Annotated in this window: 21 protein-coding genes; 15 read left to right on the top strand and 6 right to left on the bottom strand. The window is 65.6% G+C overall.

Annotated features, from left to right (window positions below; translation table 11 throughout):
* Nucleotides 1–67: 67 nt before the first annotated feature.
* From HZF03_RS21570 to HZF03_RS21535, 8 genes are all read left to right on the top strand, one after another.
* Nucleotides 68–592: a PAS domain-containing protein gene (locus HZF03_RS21570; RefSeq protein WP_119019057.1), complete on the top strand. Its 525-nt coding sequence runs from the start codon at nt 68–70 to the stop codon at nt 590–592.
* On the top strand, nt 567–1,871 hold the full coding sequence (locus HZF03_RS21565) for a methyl-accepting chemotaxis protein (protein WP_011159845.1): 1,305 nt from the start codon (nt 567–569) through the stop codon (nt 1,869–1,871). Before HZF03_RS21570 ends, HZF03_RS21565 begins: the two co-directional genes overlap by 26 nt.
* Before the next feature lie 101 nt (nt 1,872–1,972).
* The gene (locus HZF03_RS21560) at nt 1,973–2,359 is read left to right on the top strand and encodes a hypothetical protein (protein ID WP_080518848.1); all 387 of its coding nucleotides are present in this window, start codon (nt 1,973–1,975) and stop codon (nt 2,357–2,359) included.
* 237 nt (nt 2,360–2,596) lie between these two features.
* Nucleotides 2,597–3,769: a phosphoserine transaminase gene (locus HZF03_RS21555; RefSeq protein WP_119019056.1), complete on the top strand. Its 1,173-nt coding sequence runs from the start codon at nt 2,597–2,599 to the stop codon at nt 3,767–3,769.
* Nucleotides 3,770–3,938: 169 nt separating this feature from the next.
* Nucleotides 3,939–5,528 (top strand): phosphoglycerate dehydrogenase, encoded by a 1,590-nt coding sequence (gene serA / locus HZF03_RS21550; protein ID WP_011159842.1) that lies wholly within the window; start codon nt 3,939–3,941, stop codon nt 5,526–5,528.
* 244 nt (nt 5,529–5,772) lie between these two features.
* On the top strand, nt 5,773–7,458 hold the full coding sequence (locus HZF03_RS21545; protein WP_011159841.1) for a methyl-accepting chemotaxis protein: 1,686 nt from the start codon (nt 5,773–5,775) through the stop codon (nt 7,456–7,458).
* Between the two features lie 206 nt (nt 7,459–7,664).
* Entirely contained in the window at nt 7,665–9,350 is a 1,686-nt protein-coding gene (locus HZF03_RS21540; RefSeq protein WP_119019055.1) for a methyl-accepting chemotaxis protein, read from the top strand.
* A gap of 83 nt (nt 9,351–9,433) precedes the next feature.
* Nucleotides 9,434–9,772 (top strand): hypothetical protein, encoded by a 339-nt coding sequence (locus HZF03_RS21535; protein WP_011159839.1) that lies wholly within the window; start codon nt 9,434–9,436, stop codon nt 9,770–9,772.
* Between the two features lie 195 nt (nt 9,773–9,967).
* Here the strand turns inward: HZF03_RS21535 and HZF03_RS21530 are convergent, their stop codons facing one another.
* Nucleotides 9,968–11,323 (bottom strand): esterase-like activity of phytase family protein, encoded by a 1,356-nt coding sequence (locus tag HZF03_RS21530; protein ID WP_012497518.1) that lies wholly within the window; start codon nt 11,321–11,323, stop codon nt 9,968–9,970.
* 180 nt (nt 11,324–11,503) lie between these two features.
* Here HZF03_RS21530 and mbfA point away from each other — a divergent pair, with 180 nt between their 5' ends.
* A complete protein-coding gene (gene mbfA / locus HZF03_RS21525) occupies nt 11,504–12,475 on the top strand; it encodes an iron exporter MbfA (RefSeq protein WP_119019054.1) in 972 nt (323 codons plus the stop codon).
* Between the two features lie 131 nt (nt 12,476–12,606).
* A complete protein-coding gene (locus HZF03_RS21520) occupies nt 12,607–14,799 on the top strand; it encodes a methyl-accepting chemotaxis protein (protein ID WP_119019053.1) in 2,193 nt (730 codons plus the stop codon).
* A gap of 136 nt (nt 14,800–14,935) precedes the next feature.
* Here the strand turns inward: HZF03_RS21520 and HZF03_RS21515 are convergent, their stop codons facing one another.
* Nucleotides 14,936–15,100: a hypothetical protein gene (locus HZF03_RS21515; protein WP_165858146.1), complete on the bottom strand. Its 165-nt coding sequence runs from the start codon at nt 15,098–15,100 to the stop codon at nt 14,936–14,938.
* Nucleotides 15,101–15,110: 10 nt separating this feature from the next.
* Between HZF03_RS21515 and HZF03_RS21510 the strand changes: the two genes are divergently transcribed.
* A complete protein-coding gene (locus HZF03_RS21510; protein WP_165858145.1) occupies nt 15,111–15,254 on the top strand; it encodes a hypothetical protein in 144 nt (47 codons plus the stop codon).
* Between the two features lie 15 nt (nt 15,255–15,269).
* On the opposite strand, the gene HZF03_RS21505 is transcribed toward HZF03_RS21510, so the two are convergent.
* On the bottom strand, nt 15,270–16,175 hold the full coding sequence (locus HZF03_RS21505; protein ID WP_119018986.1) for a DMT family transporter: 906 nt from the start codon (nt 16,173–16,175) through the stop codon (nt 15,270–15,272).
* A gap of 232 nt (nt 16,176–16,407) precedes the next feature.
* On the opposite strand from HZF03_RS21505, the gene HZF03_RS21500 reads away from it, so the two are divergent.
* Nucleotides 16,408–16,821: a DUF1330 domain-containing protein gene (locus HZF03_RS21500; RefSeq protein WP_119018990.1), complete on the top strand. Its 414-nt coding sequence runs from the start codon at nt 16,408–16,410 to the stop codon at nt 16,819–16,821.
* Between the two features lie 12 nt (nt 16,822–16,833).
* Here HZF03_RS21500 and HZF03_RS21495 read toward each other — a convergent pair whose 3' ends face one another.
* From HZF03_RS21495 to HZF03_RS21485, 3 genes are all read right to left on the bottom strand, one after another.
* Nucleotides 16,834–17,763, bottom strand: coding sequence for a DMT family transporter (locus HZF03_RS21495; RefSeq protein ID WP_119018985.1), 930 nt, complete (start codon nt 17,761–17,763; stop codon nt 16,834–16,836).
* Between the two features lie 157 nt (nt 17,764–17,920).
* Nucleotides 17,921–18,397 carry a Cys-tRNA(Pro) deacylase gene (ybaK, locus tag HZF03_RS21490; RefSeq protein ID WP_107345882.1) on the bottom strand — a complete coding sequence of 159 codons (477 nt, stop codon included), beginning with the start codon at nt 18,395–18,397 and terminating at the stop codon, nt 17,921–17,923.
* 434 nt (nt 18,398–18,831) lie between these two features.
* On the bottom strand, nt 18,832–19,656 hold the full coding sequence (locus HZF03_RS21485; protein WP_119018984.1) for an aldo/keto reductase: 825 nt from the start codon (nt 19,654–19,656) through the stop codon (nt 18,832–18,834).
* 390 nt (nt 19,657–20,046) lie between these two features.
* Here HZF03_RS21485 and HZF03_RS21480 point away from each other — a divergent pair, with 390 nt between their 5' ends.
* From HZF03_RS21480 to HZF03_RS21470, 3 genes are all read left to right on the top strand, one after another.
* A complete protein-coding gene (locus HZF03_RS21480) occupies nt 20,047–20,358 on the top strand; it encodes a PilZ domain-containing protein (RefSeq protein ID WP_012497511.1) in 312 nt (103 codons plus the stop codon).
* Nucleotides 20,359–20,653: 295 nt separating this feature from the next.
* Nucleotides 20,654–21,946: an adenylosuccinate synthase gene (locus HZF03_RS21475; RefSeq protein ID WP_012497510.1), complete on the top strand. Its 1,293-nt coding sequence runs from the start codon at nt 20,654–20,656 to the stop codon at nt 21,944–21,946.
* A gap of 37 nt (nt 21,947–21,983) precedes the next feature.
* The gene (locus tag HZF03_RS21470) at nt 21,984–23,588 is read left to right on the top strand and encodes a hypothetical protein (protein WP_119018983.1); all 1,605 of its coding nucleotides are present in this window, start codon (nt 21,984–21,986) and stop codon (nt 23,586–23,588) included.
* Nucleotides 23,589–23,686 lie beyond the last annotated feature (98 nt).

The raw sequence follows: 23,686 nt of genomic DNA, 5'->3' as shown, positions 1-23,686 counted from the left end.
TTTCTGAGGGAGGCAACCGGCCTCGGACCTGCCCATTCAGGTTTCAATTATCAGGAGTGCACGACCGATGGCTCGGCCGCAGGTGAAGCCGACGGGTATCGAATGCCCGTTCGACGAAGATGAGTTGATCGTCTCCAAAACGGATCTCAAAGGGCACATTACGTATGCCAACGACGTCTTCGTTCGTCTGGCAAAGTTTCCGCGCTCGGAAGTGATTGGCGCGCCGCATTCGCTGGTGCGCCACCCGGACATGCCGCGATCGATCTTCAAGCTGCTGTGGGACACCATCCAGGCCAAGAAGGAGATCTTCGCCTATGTGGTGAACATGGCGAGAGACGGCGATCATTACTGGGTGTTCGCCCATGTCACGCCGACGCTCGACGCCAATCGCAACGTCACCGGTTTCCATTCCAATCGCCGCAAGCCGGATCGCGATCAAGTCGCCCGCATCGAGGCGCTGTATCGCCAGTTGCGCGACGAGGAGAACCGGCATCGCAACGCCAAGGACGGGATGATGGCGGGCTATGGGTTGCTGATGAACATGATCAAGGACCGGGGCGTCGAGTATGATGAGTTTATCTTCTCTGTCTAAGGCGATGCTCGCGGTCGCCGTCGCCGCCGTGGTCATGCTCGGATTGGCCGTAGCGCGCATCCTGATCGGGCCGCTCGGCTCGGTCGTGGAGATCGCTGGGCTGCTGCTCGGTCTAGGCTCCATTGGCGTCGCTGCGTGGCTGCTGCGTGGTGCAGCGGGTGCGGTCGGCGAGATTGCGGCAGTGGCCGAAAGCGCCGCGCATGGCGATCTCGAAGCACGGGTGCAAGGCCGTCGCGACGGCGGTGACATCGGCAAGGCGCAGGCCGGCGTCAACAACATGCTGGACATCGTCGATGCCTTCGTCCGCGAGGCTTCGGCCTCGATGGACTACGTCAGCCAGGGCAAGACCTTCCGCAAAGTGCTGACGCGCGGATTGCCCGGATCGTTCAAGGTGGCGTCGACCACGATCAACAACGCCACCGGGGTGATGGATCGCCGGGTGCGGGACGTCGCCAAGGAGGCGCAGTGCTTCGCGGCCGGCATGGACAATGTCGCCAGCATGCTGGTGACCGCGTCGACCGGCCTGAAGGGCGATGCGGGCGCCATGGCCAATGCGGCCGAAGAGACCAGCCGCCAATCGGTGAGCGTTGCCTCCGGTGCCGAGCAGGCCTCCGCCAACGTCCAGACGGTTGCGAGCGCGGCCGAGGAACTCACCGCTTCGATCGCCGAGATCTCCCGTCAGATCCAGCACTCCACCGCCAGCACGCATCAGGCCGTCGACGAGGCGGCGCAGACCACCGCGAAGATCCAGCAACTCGCGGACGCGGCGCAGCGGATCGGCGATGTCGTCAAGCTGATCAACGCGGTCGCAGCGCAGACCAATCTGCTGGCGCTCAACGCCACGATCGAAGCGGCGCGGGCTGGTGAGTCCGGCCGCGGCTTCGCCGTGGTGGCGGCCGAAGTGAAGGCGCTTGCCAGCCAGACCGCCAAGGCGACCGAGGAGATCACCGCGCGGATCGGCGAGATGCAGTCGATCACCGAGCAGTCGGTCGGCGCCGTCGAGGCGATCAGCCGCCGTATCAGCGAGATCAACGAGGTGAGTACGACCATCGCCTCCGCGGTCGAGGAGCAGGGCGCCGCGACGCGCGAGATCGCCAGCAACGTGCAGCAGGCTTCGGCCGGCACTGCGCTGGTGTCATCGAACGTCGTTGGTATCAGCCATGCGGCCGACGATGCCGGCAAGATCGCGGTGCGGGTCAACGGCGTCTCCGGCGAGATCGCCGGCCAGGTCGACCGCCTGCGGAGCGAGGTGCAGCGCTTCATTTCGCAAGTCGCCTGATTGCGTTCGTTGTTCCGCGCCGACGCACCAACTCGTGTGTAATGGTGCGGAACGACATCGCGCCAGCACCCGTTCTTCCTTCACAGCAAAGGGAGAACGTCATGCGATCCAAGACGGGTTTGATGATTGCGGCTGCACTGCTCGCAGCGTCGAGTGCATCCGCCCAAACCGGTGGCACAGGCGGCGGCAGCGGGGCCGGCGGCACCGCGGGCGGTGCGGCCTCGCCGGGCGGCATCAGTGCGCCGAGTTCGTTACCGCAGAACTCCGGCGGTGCCGGTATTTCGTCTGCGCCGGGCGGTTCGAGTAGTTCGGCGACGGGAACCGGTACGTCGGGTACGACGACGGGATCGAGCCTCAACTCGGGAACTAATCAGCCGGGCGTTCCCAACACGTCGACGCCGGGCAGCATCGGCACAGGCGCGTCGCCGAGTGGATTGCCAGGTGATTCCACCAGCAGCCCCGGCCATCCCGGGCAGGTCGGCAAGTAACAGGTCAGTCTGAACTTACTGATTTCCAGCGCGCGTCGGCCATTCCAGCCGGCGCGCGTTGTTCGTTCCTGCTCGTCATGGTCTCGTCGTATTCGGGCCGAAGCGCCGGCTTTCGAAAGTCTAAGCTGTCCGTGATCTCCCGGATGGCGAAGTTCCTTGACTTTCGAGGCCAAAGGACTATCCCCAGCAGCGGGAAACCTCTCCCCACCGAGAGGCAGCTATCTGGAAGGATAGACTATGACTGTAGCGAAGCCCGCTTCGCGGCCCAATGCGCCGCAATTCTCCTCCGGCCCCTGCGCGAAGCGCCCCGGCTGGTCCCCCGAAAATCTCAAGGACGCCCCGCTCGGCCGCTCGCATCGCGCGAAGGTCGGTAAGGCCAAGCTCAAGCTCGCGATCGACCTGACCCGCGACGTGCTTGAGGTCCCCGCCGACTACAAGATCGGCATTGTCCCAGCTTCCGATACCGGCGCCGTCGAAATGGCGCTGTGGTCGCTGCTCGGGCCGCGGCCGGTCACCACGCTCGCCTGGGAATCGTTCGGCGACGGCTGGGTCGGCGACGTCACCAAGGAGCTGAAGCTCCCGAACGTCACCAAGCTCAAGGCTGGTTACGGCGAAATTCCCGACCTCTCCAAGGTCGATTGCAACACCGACGTCGTCTTCACCTGGAACGGCACCACCTCGGGTGTCCGCGTTCCGAACGCCGATTGGATCAAGGCCGACCGTGAAGGCCTGACCATCTGCGACGCCACCTCGGCCGCCTTCGCGCAGCCGCTCGATTGGGCCAAGCTCGATGTCGTCACCTTCTCCTGGCAGAAGGCGCTCGGCGGCGAAGCCGCGCACGGCATGCTGATCCTCTCGCCGCGCGCCGTCGCCCGTCTTGAGAGCTACACGCCGACCTGGCCGATGCCGAAGATCTTCCGCCTCACCAAGGGCGGCAAGCTGATCGAGGGTATCTTCCAGGGTGAGACCATCAACACCCCGTCGATGTTGTGCGTCGAGGACTACATCGACGCGCTGCAGTGGGCGAAGTCCGTGGGCGGCCTCAAGGGCCTGATCGCCCGCGCCGACGCCAACACCAAGGTGCTGACCGACTGGCAGGCGAAGACCCCGTGGGTCGACTTCCTCGCCAAGGATCCGGCGATCCGCTCCAACACCTCGGTCTGCCTCAAGGTGGTGGATCCTGCGATCACCGCGCTGTCTCCGGAAGCCCAGGCCGACTTCGCCAAGAAGCTGGTTGCGGCGGTCGAGAAGGAAGGCGCTGGCTTCGATCTCGGCGCTTACCGCGATGCCCCTCCGGGCCTGCGGATCTGGTGCGGCGCGACGGTCGAAACCGCCGACGTACAGGCCCTGACGCAGTGGCTGGACTGGGCGTTCGAGACCACCAAGGCCTCGCTGACTCAGGCGGCTTGAGTAGTCACCCTCCCCTAGAGGGGGAGGGTCGACGCACCGTAGGTGCGGCGGGGTGGGGTGACAGACTCTCCCCGCCCTCGGACTCCAATTTCCATTCTCGACGCTTTCACCCCACCCCGGCGCTACGCGCCGACCCTCCCCCTCAAGGGGAGGGTGTAGGAGAAATCCCATGACCGCTCCCAAAGTCCTCATTTCCGACGCGCTGTCGGAAGCCGCCGTGCAGATCTTCAAGGATCGCGGCATCGACGTCGATTTCCAGCCGAACCTCGGCAAGGACAAAGACAAGCTCGCCGAGATCATCGGCAATTACGACGGCCTCGCGATCCGCTCCGCCACCAAGGCGACCGCGAAGATCCTGGAGAAGGCCAACCGGCTCAAGGTGATCGGCCGCGCCGGCATCGGCGTCGACAACGTCGAGATTCCCGCGGCGACCGCCAAGGGCATCATCGTGATGAACACCCCGTTCGGCAATTCGATCACCACCGCCGAGCATGCCATCACCATGATGCTGTCGCTGGCCCGCGAGATCCCCGCCGCCGACGCGTCGACCCAGGCCGGCAAGTGGGAAAAGAACCGCTTCATGGGCGTTGAAATCACCGCCAAGACCCTCGGCGTGATCGGCTGCGGCAACATCGGCTCGATCGTCGCCGACCGCGCGCTCGGCCTCAAGATGAAGGTGATCGCGTTCGATCCGTTCCTGTCGCCGGAGCGCGCCAAGGATCTGGGCGTCGAGAAGGTCGAGCTCGAAGACATCTTCAAGCGCGCCGACTTCATCACCCTGCACACCCCGCTCACCGACAAGACCAAGAACATCATTGACGCGGCTGCCATTGCGAAGATGAAGAAGGGCGTTCGCATCATCAATTGCGCCCGCGGCGGTCTGGTCGACGAGAACGCGCTCGCCGAAGCGCTGAAGTCCGGCCACGTCGCCGGCGCGGCGTTCGACGTGTTCTCCGAAGAGCCGGCCACCAAGAACGTGCTGTTCGGCCTGCCGAACGTGATCTGCACCCCGCATCTCGGCGCCTCGACGACTGAAGCGCAGGAGAACGTCGCGCTGCAGGTCGCCGAGCAGATGAGCGACTATCTGCTGACCGGCGCGATCACCAACGCGATCAACTTCCCGTCGATCACCGCCGAAGAAGCCCCGAAGCTGAAGCCGTTCATCGAACTGGCCGAAAAGCTCGGCTCGTTCGCCGGCCAGCTCACCGAGACCGGCATCACCAAGGTCACCATCACCTATGAGGGTGAAGTGGCCGAGATGAAGATCAAGGCGCTGACCTCGGCGGTGCTGTCGGGCCTGCTGCGCCCGATGCTGGGCGACATCAATGTCGTGTCGGCGCCGGTGATCGCCAAGGAGCGCGGCATGGTGGTGGATGAAGTCGTCCGCGCCGCCGAGAGCGACTACGAGAGTCTGATCACCCTGACGGTGACCACCGAGAAGCAGGAGCGCTCGGTGTCCGGCACGGTCTATGCCGACGGCAAGCCGCGCCTGGTCGACATCAAGGGCATCCGCGTCGACGCCGAGTTCGGTTCTTCGATGATCTACGTCACCAACGAGGACAAGCCGGGCTTCATCGGCAAGTTCGCCAGCCTGCTCGGCGACGCCAAGGTCAACATCGCGACCTTCAACCTCGGCCGTCACACCGAAGGCGGCGACGCCATCGCGCTGGTGACGATCGACGGTCCGGCCCCGACTGAGGTGCTGGAGAAGGTCCAGGCCCTGCCGCAGGTCAAGCAGGTCAAGGCGCTGACGTTCTGATCGACCGTCGGATCGCAACCGCTGCGGAGCAGCCCAGCCGCAGCGTTTGATCCCAAGCACGACGACATCAAGCCCTCTCCCCGGTAACGGGGGGAGGGCTTTTGTTTGCACGCTGCGCGTGAAGTGGATGACAAGTTCGCAAAATGGATGATTGAGTGCACTGCAGTAACTGTCCGGGAAGATTTTCTGCGTAGTTGTACGAGGCGCAAAGTTCTCGCGCGGTGGCGCATCTCGGGAGAAGTCCGTGAAATTCAGTAATCTTCGTATTACGCCGAAGCTGGGCCTGCTGGTTGCAGGTACCATGATCGGTCTGTGCGTGGCCGGTATCCTTGCCGGTGTGATGATGCAGCGTGAGATGCTCAACGCCCGGTTCGAGCAGGCCAAAGCCATCACCGAGATGGGGCGCAACCTCGCGATCGGCCTGCAGAAGAAGGTCGAGGCCGGCGAGCTGACCAAGGAGCAGGCCGTCGCCCAGTTCGCCCGCGATGCCGCGATGCTGACCTACGACAACGGTCAGGGCTATCTGTTCGCCTACACCATGGACGGCGTCACCATCGCCACCCCGGACAAGAAGGCGATTGGTACCAACCGGATGAACACGCCGACCGGCGACCGCTATCTGGTGCGCGAGCTGCGCGACGGCGTCGCTACGAAGGGCGACGTCACGCTGTATTATGATTTCCGCCGGCCCGGCACCGAAGAGAACATCCGCAAGATGTCCTACGGCCTGGCAATTCCCGGCTGGGACATGTTCGTCGGCACCGGCGCCTATCTCGACGACGTCGACGCCAAGCTGAAGCCGATCTTCTGGACCCTCGGCGGCGCGATCTTCGCGATCGCCATCGTCGCCGGCCTGTTCGCGGTGCTGATCGCCCGCGGCATCACCCGCCCGCTCGCCAAGCTCGGCGCCCGGATGGATTCGCTGGCGCATGGCGAACTGGAGCAGCCGATCCCCGGCATCGAACGCGGCGATGAAGTCGGCGAGATGGCCAAGACTGTGCAGGTGTTCAAGGACAACGCACTGCGGATTCGGGACCTCGAGCGTGCAGAAGAAGCCGCCAAGGAGCACGCCGAAGCCGAGCGCCGCGCCGCCATGGAGCAGCTCGCCGACGAGTTCGAGCACAGCGTCAACGGCGTAGTGCAGTCGGTCGCCACCGCGACCTCCGGCATGCAGCAGACCGCGCAGTCGATGACCGCGACCGCGACCGATGCGAGCGCCCGCGCTGCGACCGTGTCGTCGGCCTCGGCCAGCGCCTCCAACAACGTCAGCACGGTGGCATCGGCCGCCGAGGAGCTGTCGGCCTCGGTCACCGAGATCTCGCGCCAGGTCGAGCAGTCGCGGGAGATCGCCGGCAAGGCGGTCGACGACGCCGCGCTCACCAACCAGACCGTCAAGCTGCTGGCGACCGGGGCCGAGAAGATCGGCGAGGTGGTGCAGCTGATCCACTCGATCGCGTCGCAGACCAACCTGCTCGCGCTCAACGCCACCATCGAAGCCGCCCGCGCCGGCGAATCCGGCCGCGGCTTTGCGGTGGTCGCCAGCGAGGTGAAGGCGCTGGCCAGCCAGACCGCGAAGGCGACCGAAGAAATCTCCGCGCAGGTCGCGGCGATGCAGTCCTCGACCAACGACGCCGTGCAGTCGATCGGCGGCATCACCGCGACGATCGCGCAGATGAGCGAGATCACCATGGCGATCTCGACCGCGGTCGAGCAGCAGGGCGCGGCGACCCGCGAGATCGCCCGCAACATCCAATCGGTGGCGGCGGGATCCACCGAGATCAGCATGCATATCGGCGGCGTCACCGAAGCGGCGAGCGCCACCGGTTCGGCCGCCAGCCAGGTGCTCGCCAACGCCCGAGAGCTCGACGCCCAGTCCGGCGAACTCCGCCGCGCGGTCGACGACTTCCTCGGCAAGGTCCGCGCCGCCTAACTCGCGGGAGCTTCGGCTCCCGCGATCGCAATTCTTTAGCCCCTGGCAGATCCGACGGTCTGCCAGGGGCGTCGTTGTTTCTAAGGCCTTAGCAGGTCAGGGAAACAACCCTCGGGTTCCTACGAGTGAACTATTAAACCGATTGGACACCCTGAGCTCGTAACGCTCCTCACAGCTAGTCTCGAAATGCGTAGGAGCTGATCGCTGTGAAGTTCACGAATCTGCGGATCTCGCCGAAGCTGGGCATCCTGGTCGGCGTGGCGATGCTCGGCCTGGTGGCGTCCGGCCTGTTTGCCGCGTCGATGCTACAGCGGGAGATGAGCAACGAGCGGTTCGAGCAGACCAAGGCACTGGTCGAAAGCGCGCTGAACATGGCGGTCGGTCTGCAGAAGCAGGTCGCGGCCGGCAAGCTCACCAAGGAGCAGGCGATCGCCGAGTTCCAGCAGCGCGCCCAAAGCATGACCTACGACGGGACCAACGGTTACTTCTTCGCCTACAAAATGGACGGATCGGTCGTCGTGATGTCGGATCCGAAAATGATCGGCACCAACCGGCTCGACGTCGAGACCGGGGGCCGCAAGATCGTGCGCGAACTACGCGACGGCGTTGCCGCCAAGGGCGACGTGACGCTGATCTACGAATTCATGAAGCCCGGCAGCAGCGAGTTGTTGCGCAAGGTGTCGTATGCCGCTGCGATTCCCGGCTGGGACATGTTCGTCGGCACCGGCGTTTACTTGCAGGACATCAACGCCAAGCTGAAGCCGCTTCTGACTTGGCTCGGCGTCGTTATCGTCGGCATCGGCGTCGTATGTGCCCTGGTGGCGTGGCTGATCAGCCGCAGCATCACCCAGCCACTCGGCGCGCTCGGCACCCGTATGACGTCGCTGGCTGAAGGGCAGCTCGACGCGCCGATCCCCGGCGTCGACCGCGGCGACGAAATCGGCGCGATGGCGCAGACCGTGCAGGTGTTCAAGGACAACGCGATCCGTATCCGCGGGCTCGAACAGCAGGAGCAGGAGGCGCAGCGCCGCGCCGCGGCCGAGCGCAGCGCGCTGATGCAGAGCATCGCCGATGATTTCGAACGCAGCGTCAATGGCGTGGTGCGGAGCGTAGCCGACGCCACGCGGTACATGCAAAGCACCGCGCAGTCGATGACCTCGACCGCGGCCGATGCATCGACGCGTGCGGCGGCGGTTGGTGCGGCCTCGGATTCGGCATCCGGCATGGTCGGCACCGTGGCGTCGGCCTCCGAGCAGCTCTCGAGTTCGGTGCAGGAAATTTCCCGTCAGGTCGACCAGTCGCGCTCGGTTGCGAGCAAAGCGGTGAGCGATGCGGAGCAGACCAACGGGACGGTGATGCAGCTCTCGGTCAGTGCCGAGAAGATCGGCGAAGTCGTGCAACTGATTCACTCGATCGCGTCGCAAACCAATCTGCTGGCGCTCAACGCCACGATCGAAGCGGCGCGCGCCGGCGAGTCTGGCCGCGGCTTTGCGGTGGTGGCGAGCGAAGTGAAGGCGCTGGCGAGCCAGACCGCGAAGGCGACCGAAGAAATCTCCGCGCAGGTCGCTGCGATGCAGTCCTCGACCGCGAGTGCGGTGGAGTCGATCGGCGGCATCACCGCGACGATCGGCGAGATCAACAAGATCACCGTGGCGATTGCGACGGCGGTCGAGCAGCAGGGTGCTGCGACGCAGGAAATCGCACGCAACATTCAATCGGTCGCGGCCGGTTCCAGCGAGATCAGCGATCATATCGGCGGCGTCAGTTCCGCCGCCCAGGCGACCGGCGACGCGGCTTCGGAAGTCCTGTCGCATGCCCGCGCGCTCGACAGCCAGTCGGGTGCACTGCAATCGGCGGTCGACGATTTCCTGCGCAAGATCCGCGCCGCGTGATCGCGCGCCGGGCTTGAACCTTTTCGCCTCCAGCGGTGACAATTCTCTGCTGGGGGGATGCGCTGAAGGACGAGAGACAACGCATGCCCATGATGTTGCAAGGCACCGTCGCTTTCGAACCTGAATTCGTCGGCAATCTGGCGTGGCTCACCCGCGCGCTGATCGCCCGCGACATCGATCCGGATGGCGTGACCATCGCCAAGGATCTGGCCGGCGTCGGCGCGCCGCCGCGTGCGACCGGCCTACGCTACGTCTACACGGTCTCGACCGGAGATACGGATTTCGTCGTGATCGAAATCAGCGATGCGCGGTTTCTCGAACAGTTTCTGGGCCGCCTCGAATCCGCCGACGACACGCCGCCGGCTGTGCCGACCAAAGGCATGTTCGCGCGCCTGACCCGCTGGATGTCGCCGCCGGCGTGACGACAACGGGCGCGGGCTTCGTGCGCCGAAGCGGTGACCTCCTATCGCAACGTCATTCCGGGGCGCGCCGACAGGCGCGAACCCGGAATCTGGAGATGTTGAAGCGGCCCCTTGGATCGGCACCGCGAGGTTCCGGGTTCACGCGCTGATGCGCGTGCCCCGGAACGACACAGTGAGTTCCTTCGCCTTCAGCGCTTACTTCGCCTTCAGGAAGTCGGCGACTTCGAGCAGGACGAACTCGTTGTCGTCGGCCTTGTTCGGATCGCGGCTCGACGAGAACGGCAGGTTGTTGTCGTTGCCGACGATGATGTGGCGGTCGTCCACCTTGTCGACGTTCTCGATGGTGAAGAACGGGAAAGCCAGCACGCCGTCGGTCAGCGGCTTCTTCGCCTTCTTGTCCGGATCGCGGATCTTCATCAGATCGATGAAGCCGATCTTGTTCACCGGCTTGCCGGCGTTCGCATCGGTCAGCTCGATCTTGTAGACGCGCTTGAACTTGGCGAGATCATTGAAGCAGTCGGTGCCGGTCTTGCCTTCGGGGCAGGCCTTGTCCTTGGTGCCTTCGCCGTTGTCACGCTCGATCACCAGGCCGTGGGTGGCGTCGATCATGTTGAAGTCGCCGATCGCGTTGCCGTTCTGCTCGAACACGTAGTGCCAGGAGCGGCCGGTAAACTTCTTCTGCGCGACATCGAATTCGAGGATGCGCGAGGCTTCCTTGCCGTCGACCTTTTCCCAATCCTTCTTGTCGGCGTCCCACAGCGGGCCTTCGAGCAGGCCGTACAGGAACTTGCCGTCCTTGGAGGCGGCGAAGCCTTCATAGCCCTTGGAGCGCTTCAGGTTGACACCGGTGTAGGTTGCACCCGGCGCGCCGGGCGACTGCACCGACCAATGATCGGGCGACTTGATCGGCTTGCCGTCGGCCATGCTGTCGTAGACGCCGACGATCTTGCCGGTCAGGTCGGCTTCGATGATGTAGGGGCCGAACTCGTCGCCGATCCAGAACCGGTCGCCGATGATCTGGAAGCCTTCGGTGTCGAAGTCGGCGCCGGTCAGATAGCGCTTGTCGGTGTCCTCGTGAACGATGCGGAACGGCACCTTCTTGTCTGGATCGTGCAGGAACACGGTCTGCTTGCGGTCGACCGCGCCGGTCGCCCAGTCGATCTTGTAGTTGTCCAGATACAGCATCGAGTCGGCCGAGTTGTAGCGCGAGCCGAAACCGTTGTCGGTCAGCACCCAGAAGGTGCCGTCCGGCATCGCCTTGATGCCGGAATGGCCCTGCAGCGGCTGGCCCTTGAACGGCACCGACACGCCGGTCGGACGGCCGTTGGACTTGCCCATCACGCTGCCCTGGGCCTCGACGCGCTGTCCGGTGGTGTACTTGCCCGAGGTCTTCAGATCCGCCGGCGCATCGGCCGGCGCATCGACGAACGAGGTCGCCGGCAGCACCGCATGGCCAGCGAGGGTCGCGGGAAATTCGCCTTCGGTTTGCGCCAGCGCGGCGGACGTCGCCAGCGCAAAGACCGCGACCGAGCCGAGCAGTAGTTTTCGCATGAACAGCCTCCTGGAATGGAAAGCCGGTCTTGTGGCGGCGCTCGGTCACAGAGGCCTGACGGATCGATGAAGCGACGATGACGGCCCCTGCGACCAATTGGCTACCCGCCGCCGAGCTTGGCTTTGACTCCCCTGGCCGGCGATCCTATTTAGAAGCGTTCTAAACTTGCGGGTGCTGAAATGAAGGCGTTTTCCGACCTCACCGAGCGTGAAATCCTGGCCGTCGCCATCTCGGGCGAGGAGGAAGACAGCCGGATCTATCTCGCGTTCGCCGAGGATCTGGCCGAGCGCTACCCCGATTCCGCGCGCGTGTTCACCGAGATGGCGCAGCAGGAGAAGGGCCACCGCCACATGCTGCTGCGGATGTACGAACAGCGGTTCGGGCCGGATCTGCCGCCGATCCGCCGCGAGGACGTCAAAGGCTTCATCCGCCGCCGCCCGATCTGGCTGACCCGCAATCTGCCGCTCGACCGCATCCGCAAAGAAGCCGAGACGATGGAGTTCGAGGCGCAGCGCTTCTACGAGCGTGCCGCCGAACGCGCCACCGACGTCCACATCCGCAAGCTGCTGTCCGACCTCGCCGAGTTCGAGAAGCGCCACGAGCAGCGCGCCACCCAGCTCACCGACAAGATCCTCACCCCCGATGCGCGCAGCGCCGAGGATCACGCCGCGCGGCGGATGTTCGTGCTGCAATACGTCCAGCCGGGACTCGCCGGCCTGATGGACGGCTCGGTGTCGACGCTGGCACCGCTGTTCGCCGCCGCCTTCGCGACCCATCAGAACTGGCAGACCTTCCTGGTCGGTCTCGCCGCCTCGATCGGCGCCGGCATCTCGATGGGCTTTGCCGAAGCGCTGTCCGACGACGGCTCGATGACCGGGCGCGGCTCGCCGTGGCTGCGCGGCGGCATCTGCGGACTGATGACCACGCTCGGCGGCCTCGGTCACACGCTGCCGTATCTCGTCCCTGATAGTTGGGCCAACGCGTTCTGGATCGCGACCGGGATCGCCGCGTTGGTCGTGTTCGTCGAACTGTGGGTGATCGCTTACGTCCGCGCCAGATACATGGACACGCCGTTCCTGCACGCGGTGTTCCAGATCGTGCTGGGCGGCGTCATCGTGCTCGGCGTCGGCATCCTGATCGGCGGTGCTTAGTCGCGGTGCTACACGCGATGTTAGACCTAAGTCTTAGTCGGGAACCGGCTTTCCTCGTAACCGCACGAGGCGTTTGCTTAAACAATTCCAAATAGCCGGCAATCAGCATGGGGCTCTCCTAGGAGTGCCTCATGTCGTTCTCGTTCAAATCCATCCGCAAAATTCAGGTCAAGATTGCGCTGGTCGCGGGCCTCTGCCTGACCGGCGCCAGCCTGATCCTGATCGGCTACAGCGTCCTGTCGGCGCAGAGTACGCACCACTACGTCACCGCCGAGGTGATGAAGCTGGTCGATCAGCAGACCAAGGAAAGCCTGCTCAACCGCGCCACCTCGGAAGCCTCGGTGATCAAGGCCGAGCTTGACCTCGGGCTCGACTCCGCGCGCAACATGGCGCACGCCTTCGAGGTGCTGGCCGATCCGAACAATGCGGGCACCACCGACGGCAACCGCCGCCTGCAGCTCAACGCGGTGCTCAAGAACACGCTGGAGCAGAACCCGGCCTTCAACGGCACCTACTCGGCCTGGGAGCCGAACGCGCTCGACGGCAACGACGTGGCGTTCAAGGGGCGCCAGACGATGGGTTCGGATAGCACCGGCCGCTTCCTGCCATATTGGACCCGCAGCGCCAGCGGTTCGATCGCGGTGCAGCCGCTGGTCGAATACGACAGCCAGGAGCGGCACCCGAACGGCCTGGTGAAGGGCGCGTGGTTCATCAATCCGAAGGCAACCGGCAAGGAGAACATCCTCGGCCCGCTGCCCTACATCGTGCAGGGCAAGGCGGTGTTCCTCGCCACCATGTCGGTGCCGATCAAGATCGACGGCAAGTTCGTCGGCGTCGCCGGCGCGGACTACAATCTCGACTTCGTGCAGAAGCTCGCCACCCAGGCCAACCGCTCGCTGTTCGGCGGCAAGGGCAAGGTCGCGATCCTCAACGACACCGGCCTGATCGTCGCCAACAGCGCCAATCCGGAATCGATCGGCAAGGCGGCGTCGAGCGCCGATCCGCGCTGGTCAGAGAGCCTGGCGATCGTCAAGGAAGGCAAGGGCACGGTGCTCGACGATCCGAAGTGGGATAACGTCGAGGTGTACTCGCCGATCTCGGTGGGACGGACCGGCACGCCGTGGTCGGTGCTGATCTCGGTGCCGCGCAAAGTGGTGCTGGCCTCGGCCCATGAGCTCGACACCGCGCTGAACGAGCGCGCCAACTCGGCGATGTTCTGGCAGCTTGGCGCCGGCATCCTGGTTGTTGTGCTCGCCATTACGGTGATCGCGTTCGCAGCCCGCAGCATCGCCCGTCCGATCGGCGATTGCGCCACCTTTGCGGACGGCATCGCCAAGGGCGAGCTCGACCAGAAGCTGGCGATCGAACAGGCCGACGAAGTCGGCGTGCTCGCCGCCTCGCTGCGCACCATGCAGGGCGAGCTCAAGCGGAGTATCGCGCAGCGTGCGGAGGATCAGGCCAGTGCCGATCTGGCGCGGCGTCGCGACATGAACGACATGGCCGACAAGTTCGAATCCGCGGTCGGCAAGATCGTCGAAACGGTGTCGTCGGCCTCGACCGAACTCGAAGTCTCGGCCGGCCGGCTGACGACGACGGCCGAGCGTTCGCAGCAACTCACCTCGATGGTCGCCTCGGCGTCCGAGGAAGCCTCGTCGAACGTGCAGTCGGTTGCCACGGCGACCGAGGAGATGTCGGCCTCGGTCGACGAGATCAGCCGGCAGGTCCAGGAGTCCTCGCGTATCGCCAATGAGGCGGTCAACCAGGCTCAGAAGACCAACGACCGCGTCGGCGAGCTCGCCAAGGCCGCGACCCGGATCGGCGACGTCGTCGAGCTGATCAACACCATCGCCGGCCAGACCAACCTCTTGGCGCTCAACGCCACGATCGAGGCGGCGCGTGCCGGCGAGGCCGGCCGCGGCTTCGCCGTGGTGGCCGCTGAGGTCAAGCAGCTCGCCGAGCAGACCGCCAAGGCGACCGGCGAGATCAGCGCGCAGATCAGCGGCATCCAGTCGGCCACCGGCGAGTCGGTGACGGCCATCAAGGAGATCACCGACACCATCGGCCACATCTCCGAGATCGCCGGGTCGATCGCGTCCGCGGTCGAGCAGCAGGGCGCCGCGACCCGCGAGATTTCGCGCAACATTCAGCAGGCGTCGCGCGGCACCAGTCAGGTGACCGGCAATATCAGCGACGTGCAACGCGGTGCCAGCGAGACCGGCAGTGCGTCGTCGCAGGTGCTGGCGGCGGCGCAGTCGCTCGCCGGCGACAGCAATCTGCTCCGGCGTGAAGTCGCGCGCTTCCTCGACACCATCCGCGCCGCCTGACCTGGCTGTCGTCAGTTGCGGTTACGCGCTCGGCGCCGCCGTCTCGCACGGCGGCGCCGCAGTATTTTGAGGGTTTAAGTAACAAGCGACAGAGGTCTTCGCCTTTCGTCGCTAAGGACTCATACGTAGCTTGCGATTAACGAAGATTGATACGCGCGTAGGTAGTGTCGAGTCGCCGCGATTGGCGTGATGCCCGGCGTTCAACGGCGAACCCCACCATCGAAATCCACCGCGTCGCGCGCTCGAAACCGGCGAGCGTCATGGCGGTGGCCGCGAGCGCGAGAACGATCAACGGCAGCATTACACGGATCTTGAGAGACATCGCCGGCTACGGCGCCAGCGGCACCGGGGCTGCGGCCGGCGAAGTGCTGCATGCTGCGCAGTCGCTCGCCGGCGAGAGTAACCGGCTCAAGCTCGAAGTCGGCAAGTTCATGCATACGGTGCGCGCGGCCTGACGGCTGTGCGTTCCGTCACCGCCGGGCGGCGATGAACACGCCTGCGACCACCATGGTGTAGCCGGCGAGGTGAAACAGCTCGGGCTTTTCGCCGAGCAGTACGATCGCCATCACCGAGCCGAACACCGGCATCAGATGCAGGAACGGCGCCGAGCGGTTTGGCCCGATCAGCGCCACGCCGCGGTTGAAGCAGAGATACGCCAGCATCGACGGGAAGATCACCACATAGGCGAGCGTCGCGGCGCTGAGCCAGTCGGCGCTCGGCCGCACGCCGCTGGCGTATTCCCAGGCGCTGAACGGCAGCAACAGCAGTGCGCCAAAGCCGGTCGTCACCACGATCAGCGACAGCGGATGCGTTGCGGGCCGCTTCGGCATCAAGGCCGAATACAGCCCGAACGCGCACAGCGCGCCGGCCACCATCAGGTCGCCGCGGTTGAGTTCGATGCCTGCCAGCGCCGCGAAGTCGCCGCGCAGGATGATGGTCAGCACGCCGAGCAGCGACAGAGCGATGCCGGCCGCCTGCATCCAGGTCAGCCGCACGCCGAACAGCAGCAGCGACCACAGCGCCACGAACAGCGGCCCGGAGGACTGCATCAGCAGCGCGTTGAGCGCCTGGGTGTATTGCAGCCCCCAATACGACAGCGCGTTGTTGATCGCGAAGCCGGTCGCCGACAGCACGATCATCAGCTTCCAGTGGTGCAGCAGCTTGCGCCAGTCGTGCCGCAGATGCGGCCAGGCGAACGGCAACAGCAGCAGCATCGCGCCGACCCAGCGCGCGCAGCTCAGCGTCACCGGCGGCACATGGCCGGCCACCGCGCGGCCGAGTACGATGTTGCCGGCCCAGAACAGCGAGGTCAGGCTGAGCAGCAGATAGGGCTGGTGGGCGAGCCAGCCGAAAGCGGAGCGGGACCAGGCGATCAAATCGAGGGCCAGGGCAAGGGAACCATTTTGGTCTTCGTGCCTGAATTCACGTCGGCGCAAAAGAGGCGCGCGGCGGATTGCTGGCATGCGTCGCGAGTGTTTGCGCGTGCGGTGAGTTCCATGCGCCGCGCGGGTGGAAGCGTTGCTGCGGCGCGGTTGGCCGCGGCAAAGAATCGGCTACCACGTCGCCGGCGATCCGCGCATGCTGGCGCACGGATCGAGTGGGGCGAAGATGAGTATCGACGAGTTGAACATCGAAGGGCTGACGGCGCTCGACCGGGACGATCCGGGTCCGGTGGTGATGGTGAACCTGCTGCGGTTCAACGAGCAGTCCGGAGACGGCGACGGCACCGGCTGGGATGCTTACTTGCGCTACAGCGCCCAGAAGGTGGCGCTGATCAAGGAGCATGGCGGCATGCTGCTGTGGAACGGCAACGCCAAGGGCATCGCGCTCGGGCGCTCCGATCCCGCGCCCTGGGACTATGTCTCGCTGGTGTATTACCCGACGGTCGCGGCGTTCATGGCGATGATGCGGTCGCCGGCATATCTCAGCCAGTGCGAGCCGCATCGGCGCAACGCCTGCGCCGACCACCTGATCATCTGCACCCGCGAGGCGTTCAGCAAGTTTCACATCCCGGTGAAGTGAGCGCCGGGGCGCTCACGCCGTCTTCGGCTTGCGCGCCGCGATCACCACGCCGGTCAGCACCAGCGCGTAGCCGACGGCGTGGTAGAGGTGCGGCTGCTCGCCGAGAAACAGGATCGCCATCGCCGAGCCGAACAACGGCACCAGATGGAAGAACGGTGCCGAGCGGTTGGCGCCGATCAGCCGGACGCCGCGGTTGTAGCAGAGATAGGCCAGGATCGACGGGAACACCGCCACATAAGCGAGCGCGCCGAGATTGCGCCAATCGACTGCCGGCAGCGGCTTGGTGCTGAGCTCCCAGATTTCGAGCGGAATCAAAAACAGCGCGCCGCAGCCGAAGGTGAAGCCGAGAAACGACAGCGCGTGCATCGGCGGCCGCTTCTGGGTCAGCGTGGTGTACAGCCCGAAGCTCGCCAGCGCGCAGACGAACAGCACGTCGCCGCGGTTGAGATCGATCGCGGCGAGTTCGGCGATGTTGCCGTGCAGGATGATCACCACCACGCCGATCATCGACGACCCGATGCCGATCGCCTGGGTCAGCGTGAGCCGCATCCGCAGCACGATCAGCGCCCACAGCGCCACGAACAGCGGAGCGGTGGATTGCAGCAGCAGCACGTTGAGCGCCGAGGTGTACTGCAGCGCGGTGTATTGCAGCGTGTTGAAGGTCGAGATGCCGATCACCGACACCGACACCATCAGCGGCAGATGTCGGCGGATCACCTTCCAGTCCGCGATCAGGTGACGCCAGGCGAACGGCGCGACGATCAGGAACGCGCAGGTCCAGCGCAGGAACGACAGCGTCACCGGCGGGAAGTGGCCGGCGATGGCGCGGCCGACAATGGCGTTGCCGGCCCAGAACAGCGACGTCAGGCTGAGCAGCAGATAGGCTTGGTCTGAGATCCAGCCGAAGCGGGGCGCTTCAGCGGGCGGCGTCGTGGTGGTCATAGCAGGCCCGGTGCTCGGAAGCGGCGCGCACGCCCGGCCATGCCCGCATCAGCAGAACGCCGCCTCCCTTTGAGATTTGGCCCAGCAATACGGGTTTTTGCACAGATCACAAGCAGCCTGCACGCATCGCGAGCATGCGCGGCGGCGAACCGGCCTGTCAGTCCGCTGCGATCGGGCGCGCCACGGCGCCAAGCGCGGTGACGGCGGCGTTGGGATCGAGCTCGATCTGCAGGCCGCGCTGGCCGCCGTTGAGATACACGGTGGTTTCGGCGAGCGCGGCGTCGTCGATCGCCACCGGCACGCGCTTCTTCTGCCCGAACGGCGAGATGCCGCCGACGTGATAGCCGGTCAGCCGCTCGGCATCGGCCGGCTTCATCATCTTGGCGCTCTTGCCGCCGAGCGCGGCCGCCAGCTTCTTCATGCTGACTTCCTTGTCGGACGCGATCACCGCGCACACCGGCTTGCCATCGAGCTCGGCCATCAGCGTCTTCAGCATCCGCTTCGGCTCCACTCCTACAGCCGCTGCCGCCGCAAGCCCGATCGCCTCGGCGTTCGGATCGTACTCATAGCTGTGCAGCTTGAAGGCGACGCCGAGCTTCTCCAGCATCTGGGTGGCGCGGGTGGATTTCGACATGGCGGGGACTCGGGGCAGGTAGCAGGACGGCGCACCAGCATGCGCCGGCGCGCACATTGTCACTGCGCGCAAGCCGACGCAATGCAACGCCATCATGTCCCCCGCACCGTCATTCCGGGGCTCGCACGCCAGCGAGCGAACCCGGACTCTCGCGGCCATGGGGCACGGCTGTCCGGCCAGCATCTCCGGATTCCGGGTTCGCGCTTGCGCGCGCCCCGGAATGACGAATCTGGGGCGACGACACCCACGGCGGCTATTACTTCACACCGTCATTCCGGGGCGCGAGCGACAGCGCGTGAACCCGGAATCTGGAGGTGTGGGGCGGGGAGAGTGGACTTGCACTTCTGGATTCCGGTTCGCTCGCTGGCGTGAGCGCCCCGGAATGGCGAGGGGCTAATACGTGCCCGGCTCTGTTGCAGCGATCAGCCCGCCGCTTACTCCGCATCCCACTTCGGCGAGAACGCCGGGGTGACGAAGCGCTGGTTCTTCGGCAGCTTGGCGATCACGGCGCGGTCGTCGAAGTCGAGCTTGATCTTCAGCGCGCCGAGATTGCTGCGCTGGTTGGCTTCGCTGCGCGCTTTCGGGATCGCCATCACGCCCTCCTGGTCGAGCAGCCAGGCCAGTGCCACTTGCGCCGCAGTGGCGCCGTGCTTGTCGGCGATCGCCTGCAGCTCGGGATAAGAGGCGAGCCGGCCCTGGGCCAGCGGCGCGTAGCCGGTGAGCGGAATGCTCTTGCTCTGTAGATAAGGCAGCAGCTTGGTCTGCCCGAGCAGCACGTGATACTCGACCTGATTGCAGGCGATCGGCGCGCCGATCTCCTCCACTGCCTGTTTCATCAGCGCCACCGGGAAGTTGCAGACGCCGATCGCGCGTGCGCCGCCTTGGTCCTTGATCCTCAGCAGCGTTTCCAGCGCGGCACCGAGGTTCATGTCCGGCGCCGGCCAGTGGATCAGATAGAAGTCGACGTAGTCGGTCTTCAGCTTGCGCAGGCTCTGGTCGAACGCCTTGCGGATCGCGTCCGGCGCGAGGTTGGTCCACCACACTTTGGTGGTGAGATGAATCTGATCGCGCGGCACGTCGGTGTCTTCCAGCGCGTCGCCGACGAAATCCTCGTTGGCGTACATCTCGGCGGTGTCGATATGGCGATAACCGAGGCCGAGCGCGGTCAGCACCGCCTCGTGGCAGTCCTTGCCCTGCAGCTTGAAAGTGCCGAGCCCGAGCTTGGGCACGTTGAGTCCCTGAGTCTTGATGCTGTCCATGCGGTCTCCTGGAGCGTTCCGCCGCGAAGTGGACACCGGTTCGCGTGAACAAAACACATCAATTCCAGACGAGGCCCCGGTTCTGATCCGATCAGAACCAAAAATCCGCGCGGCCGCCAGTGCCGGAGCCGATCGCGTCAGCACAGCGGATAGGTCAACGCATCGTGAATGCGAATGCGAAACATATGCATCACATTTTACGAATTGGAAGTGGTTGTGAACTACGCTTCGCCACAACCGACGGGAGTGATCGTTCCAGGGGCCTGCTTTGCTTGCGCGAAGCCGAGCCCGCGAGTGGCTGCCGTCGGCGGGTTCGACTTGAGGATTTCAGAGCAAAACGATTGGCCGCGACAACGTCGTTGCGGCGCCAGAAATTGCACGGAGCCGAGCGTGACCTATGGCGACCGCAAAGATCCGCGTGTCCGGTTCGAAACCGCGATGGATTCGGTGATGATCGCGGTCGACGGCACTTGGCGCCGCGATTGCGCCATCGCCGACATCTCGCAGACCGGCGCCAAGCTGATCCTGAAGACATCGATGGCCGGGTTGAATCTGCGCGAGTTTTTCCTGGTGCTGACACCGAACGGCACCGCCTATCGGCGCTGCGAGCTGGTGCGGGTCGAGGGCGATACCATCGGGGTCCGCTTCATCGTCCTCCGCAAGGGGGCCAAGCGGGCGCCGAACCAGCGGGCCAGCGTTTGACGCCAAAACGGTATTGCGTCCGGGTCGATCGACGGTCGTCGCGGCCGAGCGCATCAGCCCCGCTTTGGCGGGTTTGGATGGTGACGGATTTCAGAGGGGATACAATGCGTTGCAGCGCCGTGGCGCAGGCGTTTCGCTTGCGTCGCAAGCCTGCATCCGTTATCCGGTGCCGTGCCTCGTATGCGAGCGGCCACGGCCGTGTTTGCCTGGGCGCGCAAGCCCGATCCGTCATCGTCGCCACCGGCGCGCCGCGATCGTGCTTCATCCGATAGAGTGGCAGGGGAACCTTCTCGAAATGGCCAATGTCGTCGTGGTCGGCGCCCAGTGGGGCGACGAAGGCAAGGGAAAGATCGTCGATTGGCTCTCGGAGCAGGCCGACATCGTGGTGCGATTCCAGGGCGGTCACAATGCCGGCCACACCCTGGTGATCAACGGCCAGACCTACAAGCTGGCGCTGCTGCCCTCGGGCGTGCTGCGGCCGTCGAAGCTGGCGGTGATCGGCAACGGCGTGGTGTTCGATCCGCAGGCCTTCCTCGATGAGGTGAAGAAGCTGCAGGGCCAGGGCGTCGCGATCTCGCCGGAGAATCTGCGTATCGCCGAGAACGTCACGCTGATTCTGCCGCTGCATCGCGAACTCGACGCCACCCGCGAGAATGCCGCCAAGGCCGGCGCGATCGGCACGACCCAGCGCGGCATCGGCCCGGCCTATGAAGACAAGGTCGGTCGCCGCGCGATCCGGCTGATGGACCTCGCCGACCTCGACACTCTGCCCACCAAGATCGAACGGCTGCTGGCGCATCACAATGCGCTGCGCCGTGGCCTCGGCCAGCCGGAGATCGACGCCGGCCAGATCCTGGCCGATCTGTCGGCGATGGCGCCGCATCTTCTGCCCTACGCCGAGTCGGTGTGGCGGCTGCTGGACATCAAGCGCCGCGAAGGCAAGCGCATCCTGTTCGAGGGCGCGCAAGGCGCGCTGCTCGACGTCGACCACGGCACCTATCCGTATGTCACCTCGTCGAATACCGTCGCGGCGCAGGCGGCGACCGGCACCGGCATGGGCCCGGGCGCGGTCGGCTACGTACTTGGCATCTGCAAGGCCTACACCACGCGCGTTGGCGCCGGTCCGTTCCCGACCGAGCTGACCAACGAGATCGGCGAAGAGATCGGTCGTCGCGGCAAGGAGTTCGGCGTCAACACCGGGCGCAAACGTCGCTGCGGCTGGTTCGACGCGGTGCTGGTGCGCCAGACGGTGCGGACCTGCGGCATCCACGGCCTGGCGCTCACCAAGCTCGATATTCTCGACGGCTTCGACAGCGTCGAGGTCTGCGTCGGCTATAAGCTCGACGGCAAGGAAATCGATTACCTGCCTGCCGGCGAGGGCGCCCAGGCGCGGGTCGAGCCGATCTACGAAACCATCGAAGGCTGGAAGGAGCCGACCGCGAATGCCCGCTCTTGGGCGGAGCTGCCGGCGCAGGCGATCAAATATGTTCGCCGCATCGAGGAACTGGTCGGCTGTCCGGTGGCATTGTTGTCCACCAGCCCGGAGCGCGAGGACACAATCCTGGTGCAGAACCCGTTCGAGGCTTAATAAGATGTTACCGAAAGACATCGTAAATTGAGTCGAGATGGCTGATTACTATCCGCTGATCGCACGCGCTATTTCGAGCCTGGATCCGAGCGCTCCGGGCGAGCAACGTCGCGCGATCTATGAGCGGGCGCGCGCGGCTCTGATCGCGCAATTGCGCGGCGTGCAGCCGCCGCTCACCGAATCCGAAATCACCCGCGAGCGCCTGGCGCTCGAAGAGGCGGTGCGCAAGGTCGAGTCCGAGGCCGCGCAGCGCGCCCGCGATGCCTCGCGCGCCGAGCTCAAGGGCCGCGGCCGTCCGGGCGACCCGCCGCGTCCCGGCGATGCGCTGCGTGCGTCGAGCCGTCCGCTCGGCCGTCCGGGCGATCCGCCGCCACAGGTTAATCGCGGCGCTCCGCCGAATTCGATGCCGGAGCCGGAGCTGCCGTCCTCGGTGCGTCCGCGCAATCCCGAAGACCCGGTTGCCGCCGAAGACACGGACGAGTCCAGGCCGTCCCGCACGCTGCGGGTCGATCCGCCACCGATTCCGCCGGAGCCGCCGCTGCCCGGCCGTGGTCCCGCCGCGCCGCCGCGTCGTGGCCCGCTGCCGAACCAGCCGCCGCCGCCCGCCAATTCGCCGGGGCTGCGCGGCTTCCGCGACGTCACCGCCGATCTTGACGATCTCGGCCGCGCCGCCGCGCAGGCCAATCGCTCGGCGCGCAAGACCTACGCCAATGTCGCGCCGTCGCCGGAATTCGACCGGCTTGAGCCGACGATGGAGAACCGCTCCGATCCGGAGGCGCCGTACTCCTACGACGAATCGCCTGACGAGGCGGCGCGCTACACGCCGCCGCCGGCTGCCCCGCGTGCGCAGGCCGAGCCGAAGCTGAAGGGGAGCCGCAAGCCGTCGAAATTCCCGCTGCGCACCGCGCTGGTGATCGGCGTGGTGGCGATGCTGATCGGCGCCGGTCTGGTATGGGGACCGGGCATGGTGTCGAGCCTGATGTCGATGATGCGCTCGCCCTCGACCCAGACCGCGGCGCCTGCAACGCCGGCGCCGTCGACCGAGCGGCCGAAGATCACCGACCGGGTCGGTCAGCCCTCGACCGAGCAGGCTGCGCCGGTGGCGCAGCGCGTGGTGCTGTACGACGAGGATCCCAACGATCCGAAGGGTAAGCAGTACGTCGGCACGGTGGTGTGGAAGACCGAGCAGGTGAAGGGCGCCAGCGCCAAGGGCGGCGCCGACATCGCGGTGCGCGCCGACATCGAGGTGCCCGAGCGGGCGTTCAAGATGACGATGTCGTTCCGCCGCAACACCGACACCTCGCTGCCGGCGAGCCACACCGCGGAATTGACCTTCATCCTGCCCGCGGATTTCCCCGGCGGCGGCGTCTCCAATGTGCCGGGCATCCTGATGAAGTCGAACGAGCAGTCGCGCGGCACGCCGCTCGCCGGGCTCGCCGTCAAGGTCACCGACGGGTTCTTCCTGGTCGGCCTCAGCAATGTCGAAGCCGACCGCGCCCGCAACCTGCAGCTCCTCAAGGAGCGCTCCTGGTTCGACGTGCCGATCGTCTATAGCAACGGCCGCCGCGCCATCATCGCCATCGAAAAAGGCGGCCCCGGCGAACGCGCCTTCAACGACGCCTTCAAGGCCTGGGGCGAGTAGTTAGAACGGCCACGGTGCCCGCGCCTGAGCGGCGCGGCGCCGGCACGCTTCCGCCCTCTTCGAGCACTTTCCCGACCTTCCCAAGTCATTCCGGGGCA

The sequence above is a fragment of the Rhodopseudomonas palustris genome (assembly GCF_013415845.1).
GTDB lineage: Bacteria > Pseudomonadota > Alphaproteobacteria > Rhizobiales > Xanthobacteraceae > Rhodopseudomonas > Rhodopseudomonas palustris_F.
Note: the sequence above shows the minus strand (reverse complement) of the source record. Positions and strands in the feature narration are given on the sequence as shown.

Excerpts from the sequence above, each read along its gene's own strand:
- HZF03_RS21570 (WP_119019057.1), top strand. The coding sequence starts at position 68 with ATGGCTCGGCCGCAGGTGAAGCCGACGGGTATCGAATGCCCGTTCGAC.
- HZF03_RS21565 (WP_011159845.1), top strand. The coding sequence starts at position 567 with ATGATGAGTTTATCTTCTCTGTCTAAGGCGATGCTCGCGGTCGCCGTC.
- HZF03_RS21560 (WP_080518848.1), top strand. The coding sequence starts at position 1,973 with ATGCGATCCAAGACGGGTTTGATGATTGCGGCTGCACTGCTCGCAGCG.
- HZF03_RS21555 (WP_119019056.1), top strand. The coding sequence starts at position 2,597 with ATGACTGTAGCGAAGCCCGCTTCGCGGCCCAATGCGCCGCAATTCTCC.
- serA (WP_011159842.1), top strand. The coding sequence starts at position 3,939 with ATGACCGCTCCCAAAGTCCTCATTTCCGACGCGCTGTCGGAAGCCGCC.
- HZF03_RS21535 (WP_011159839.1), top strand. The coding sequence starts at position 9,434 with ATGCCCATGATGTTGCAAGGCACCGTCGCTTTCGAACCTGAATTCGTC.
- HZF03_RS21530 (WP_012497518.1), bottom strand. The coding sequence starts at position 11,323 with ATGCGAAAACTACTGCTCGGCTCGGTCGCGGTCTTTGCGCTGGCGACG.
- mbfA (WP_119019054.1), top strand. The coding sequence starts at position 11,504 with ATGAAGGCGTTTTCCGACCTCACCGAGCGTGAAATCCTGGCCGTCGCC.
- HZF03_RS21520 (WP_119019053.1), top strand. The coding sequence starts at position 12,607 with ATGTCGTTCTCGTTCAAATCCATCCGCAAAATTCAGGTCAAGATTGCG.
- HZF03_RS21515 (WP_165858146.1), bottom strand. The coding sequence starts at position 15,100 with ATGCTGCCGTTGATCGTTCTCGCGCTCGCGGCCACCGCCATGACGCTC.
- HZF03_RS21500 (WP_119018990.1), top strand. The coding sequence starts at position 16,408 with ATGAGTATCGACGAGTTGAACATCGAAGGGCTGACGGCGCTCGACCGG.
- HZF03_RS21495 (WP_119018985.1), bottom strand. The coding sequence starts at position 17,763 with ATGACCACCACGACGCCGCCCGCTGAAGCGCCCCGCTTCGGCTGGATC.
- ybaK (WP_107345882.1), bottom strand. The coding sequence starts at position 18,397 with ATGTCGAAATCCACCCGCGCCACCCAGATGCTGGAGAAGCTCGGCGTC.
- HZF03_RS21485 (WP_119018984.1), bottom strand. The coding sequence starts at position 19,656 with ATGGACAGCATCAAGACTCAGGGACTCAACGTGCCCAAGCTCGGGCTC.
- HZF03_RS21475 (WP_012497510.1), top strand. The coding sequence starts at position 20,654 with ATGGCCAATGTCGTCGTGGTCGGCGCCCAGTGGGGCGACGAAGGCAAG.
- HZF03_RS21470 (WP_119018983.1), top strand. The coding sequence starts at position 21,984 with ATGGCTGATTACTATCCGCTGATCGCACGCGCTATTTCGAGCCTGGAT.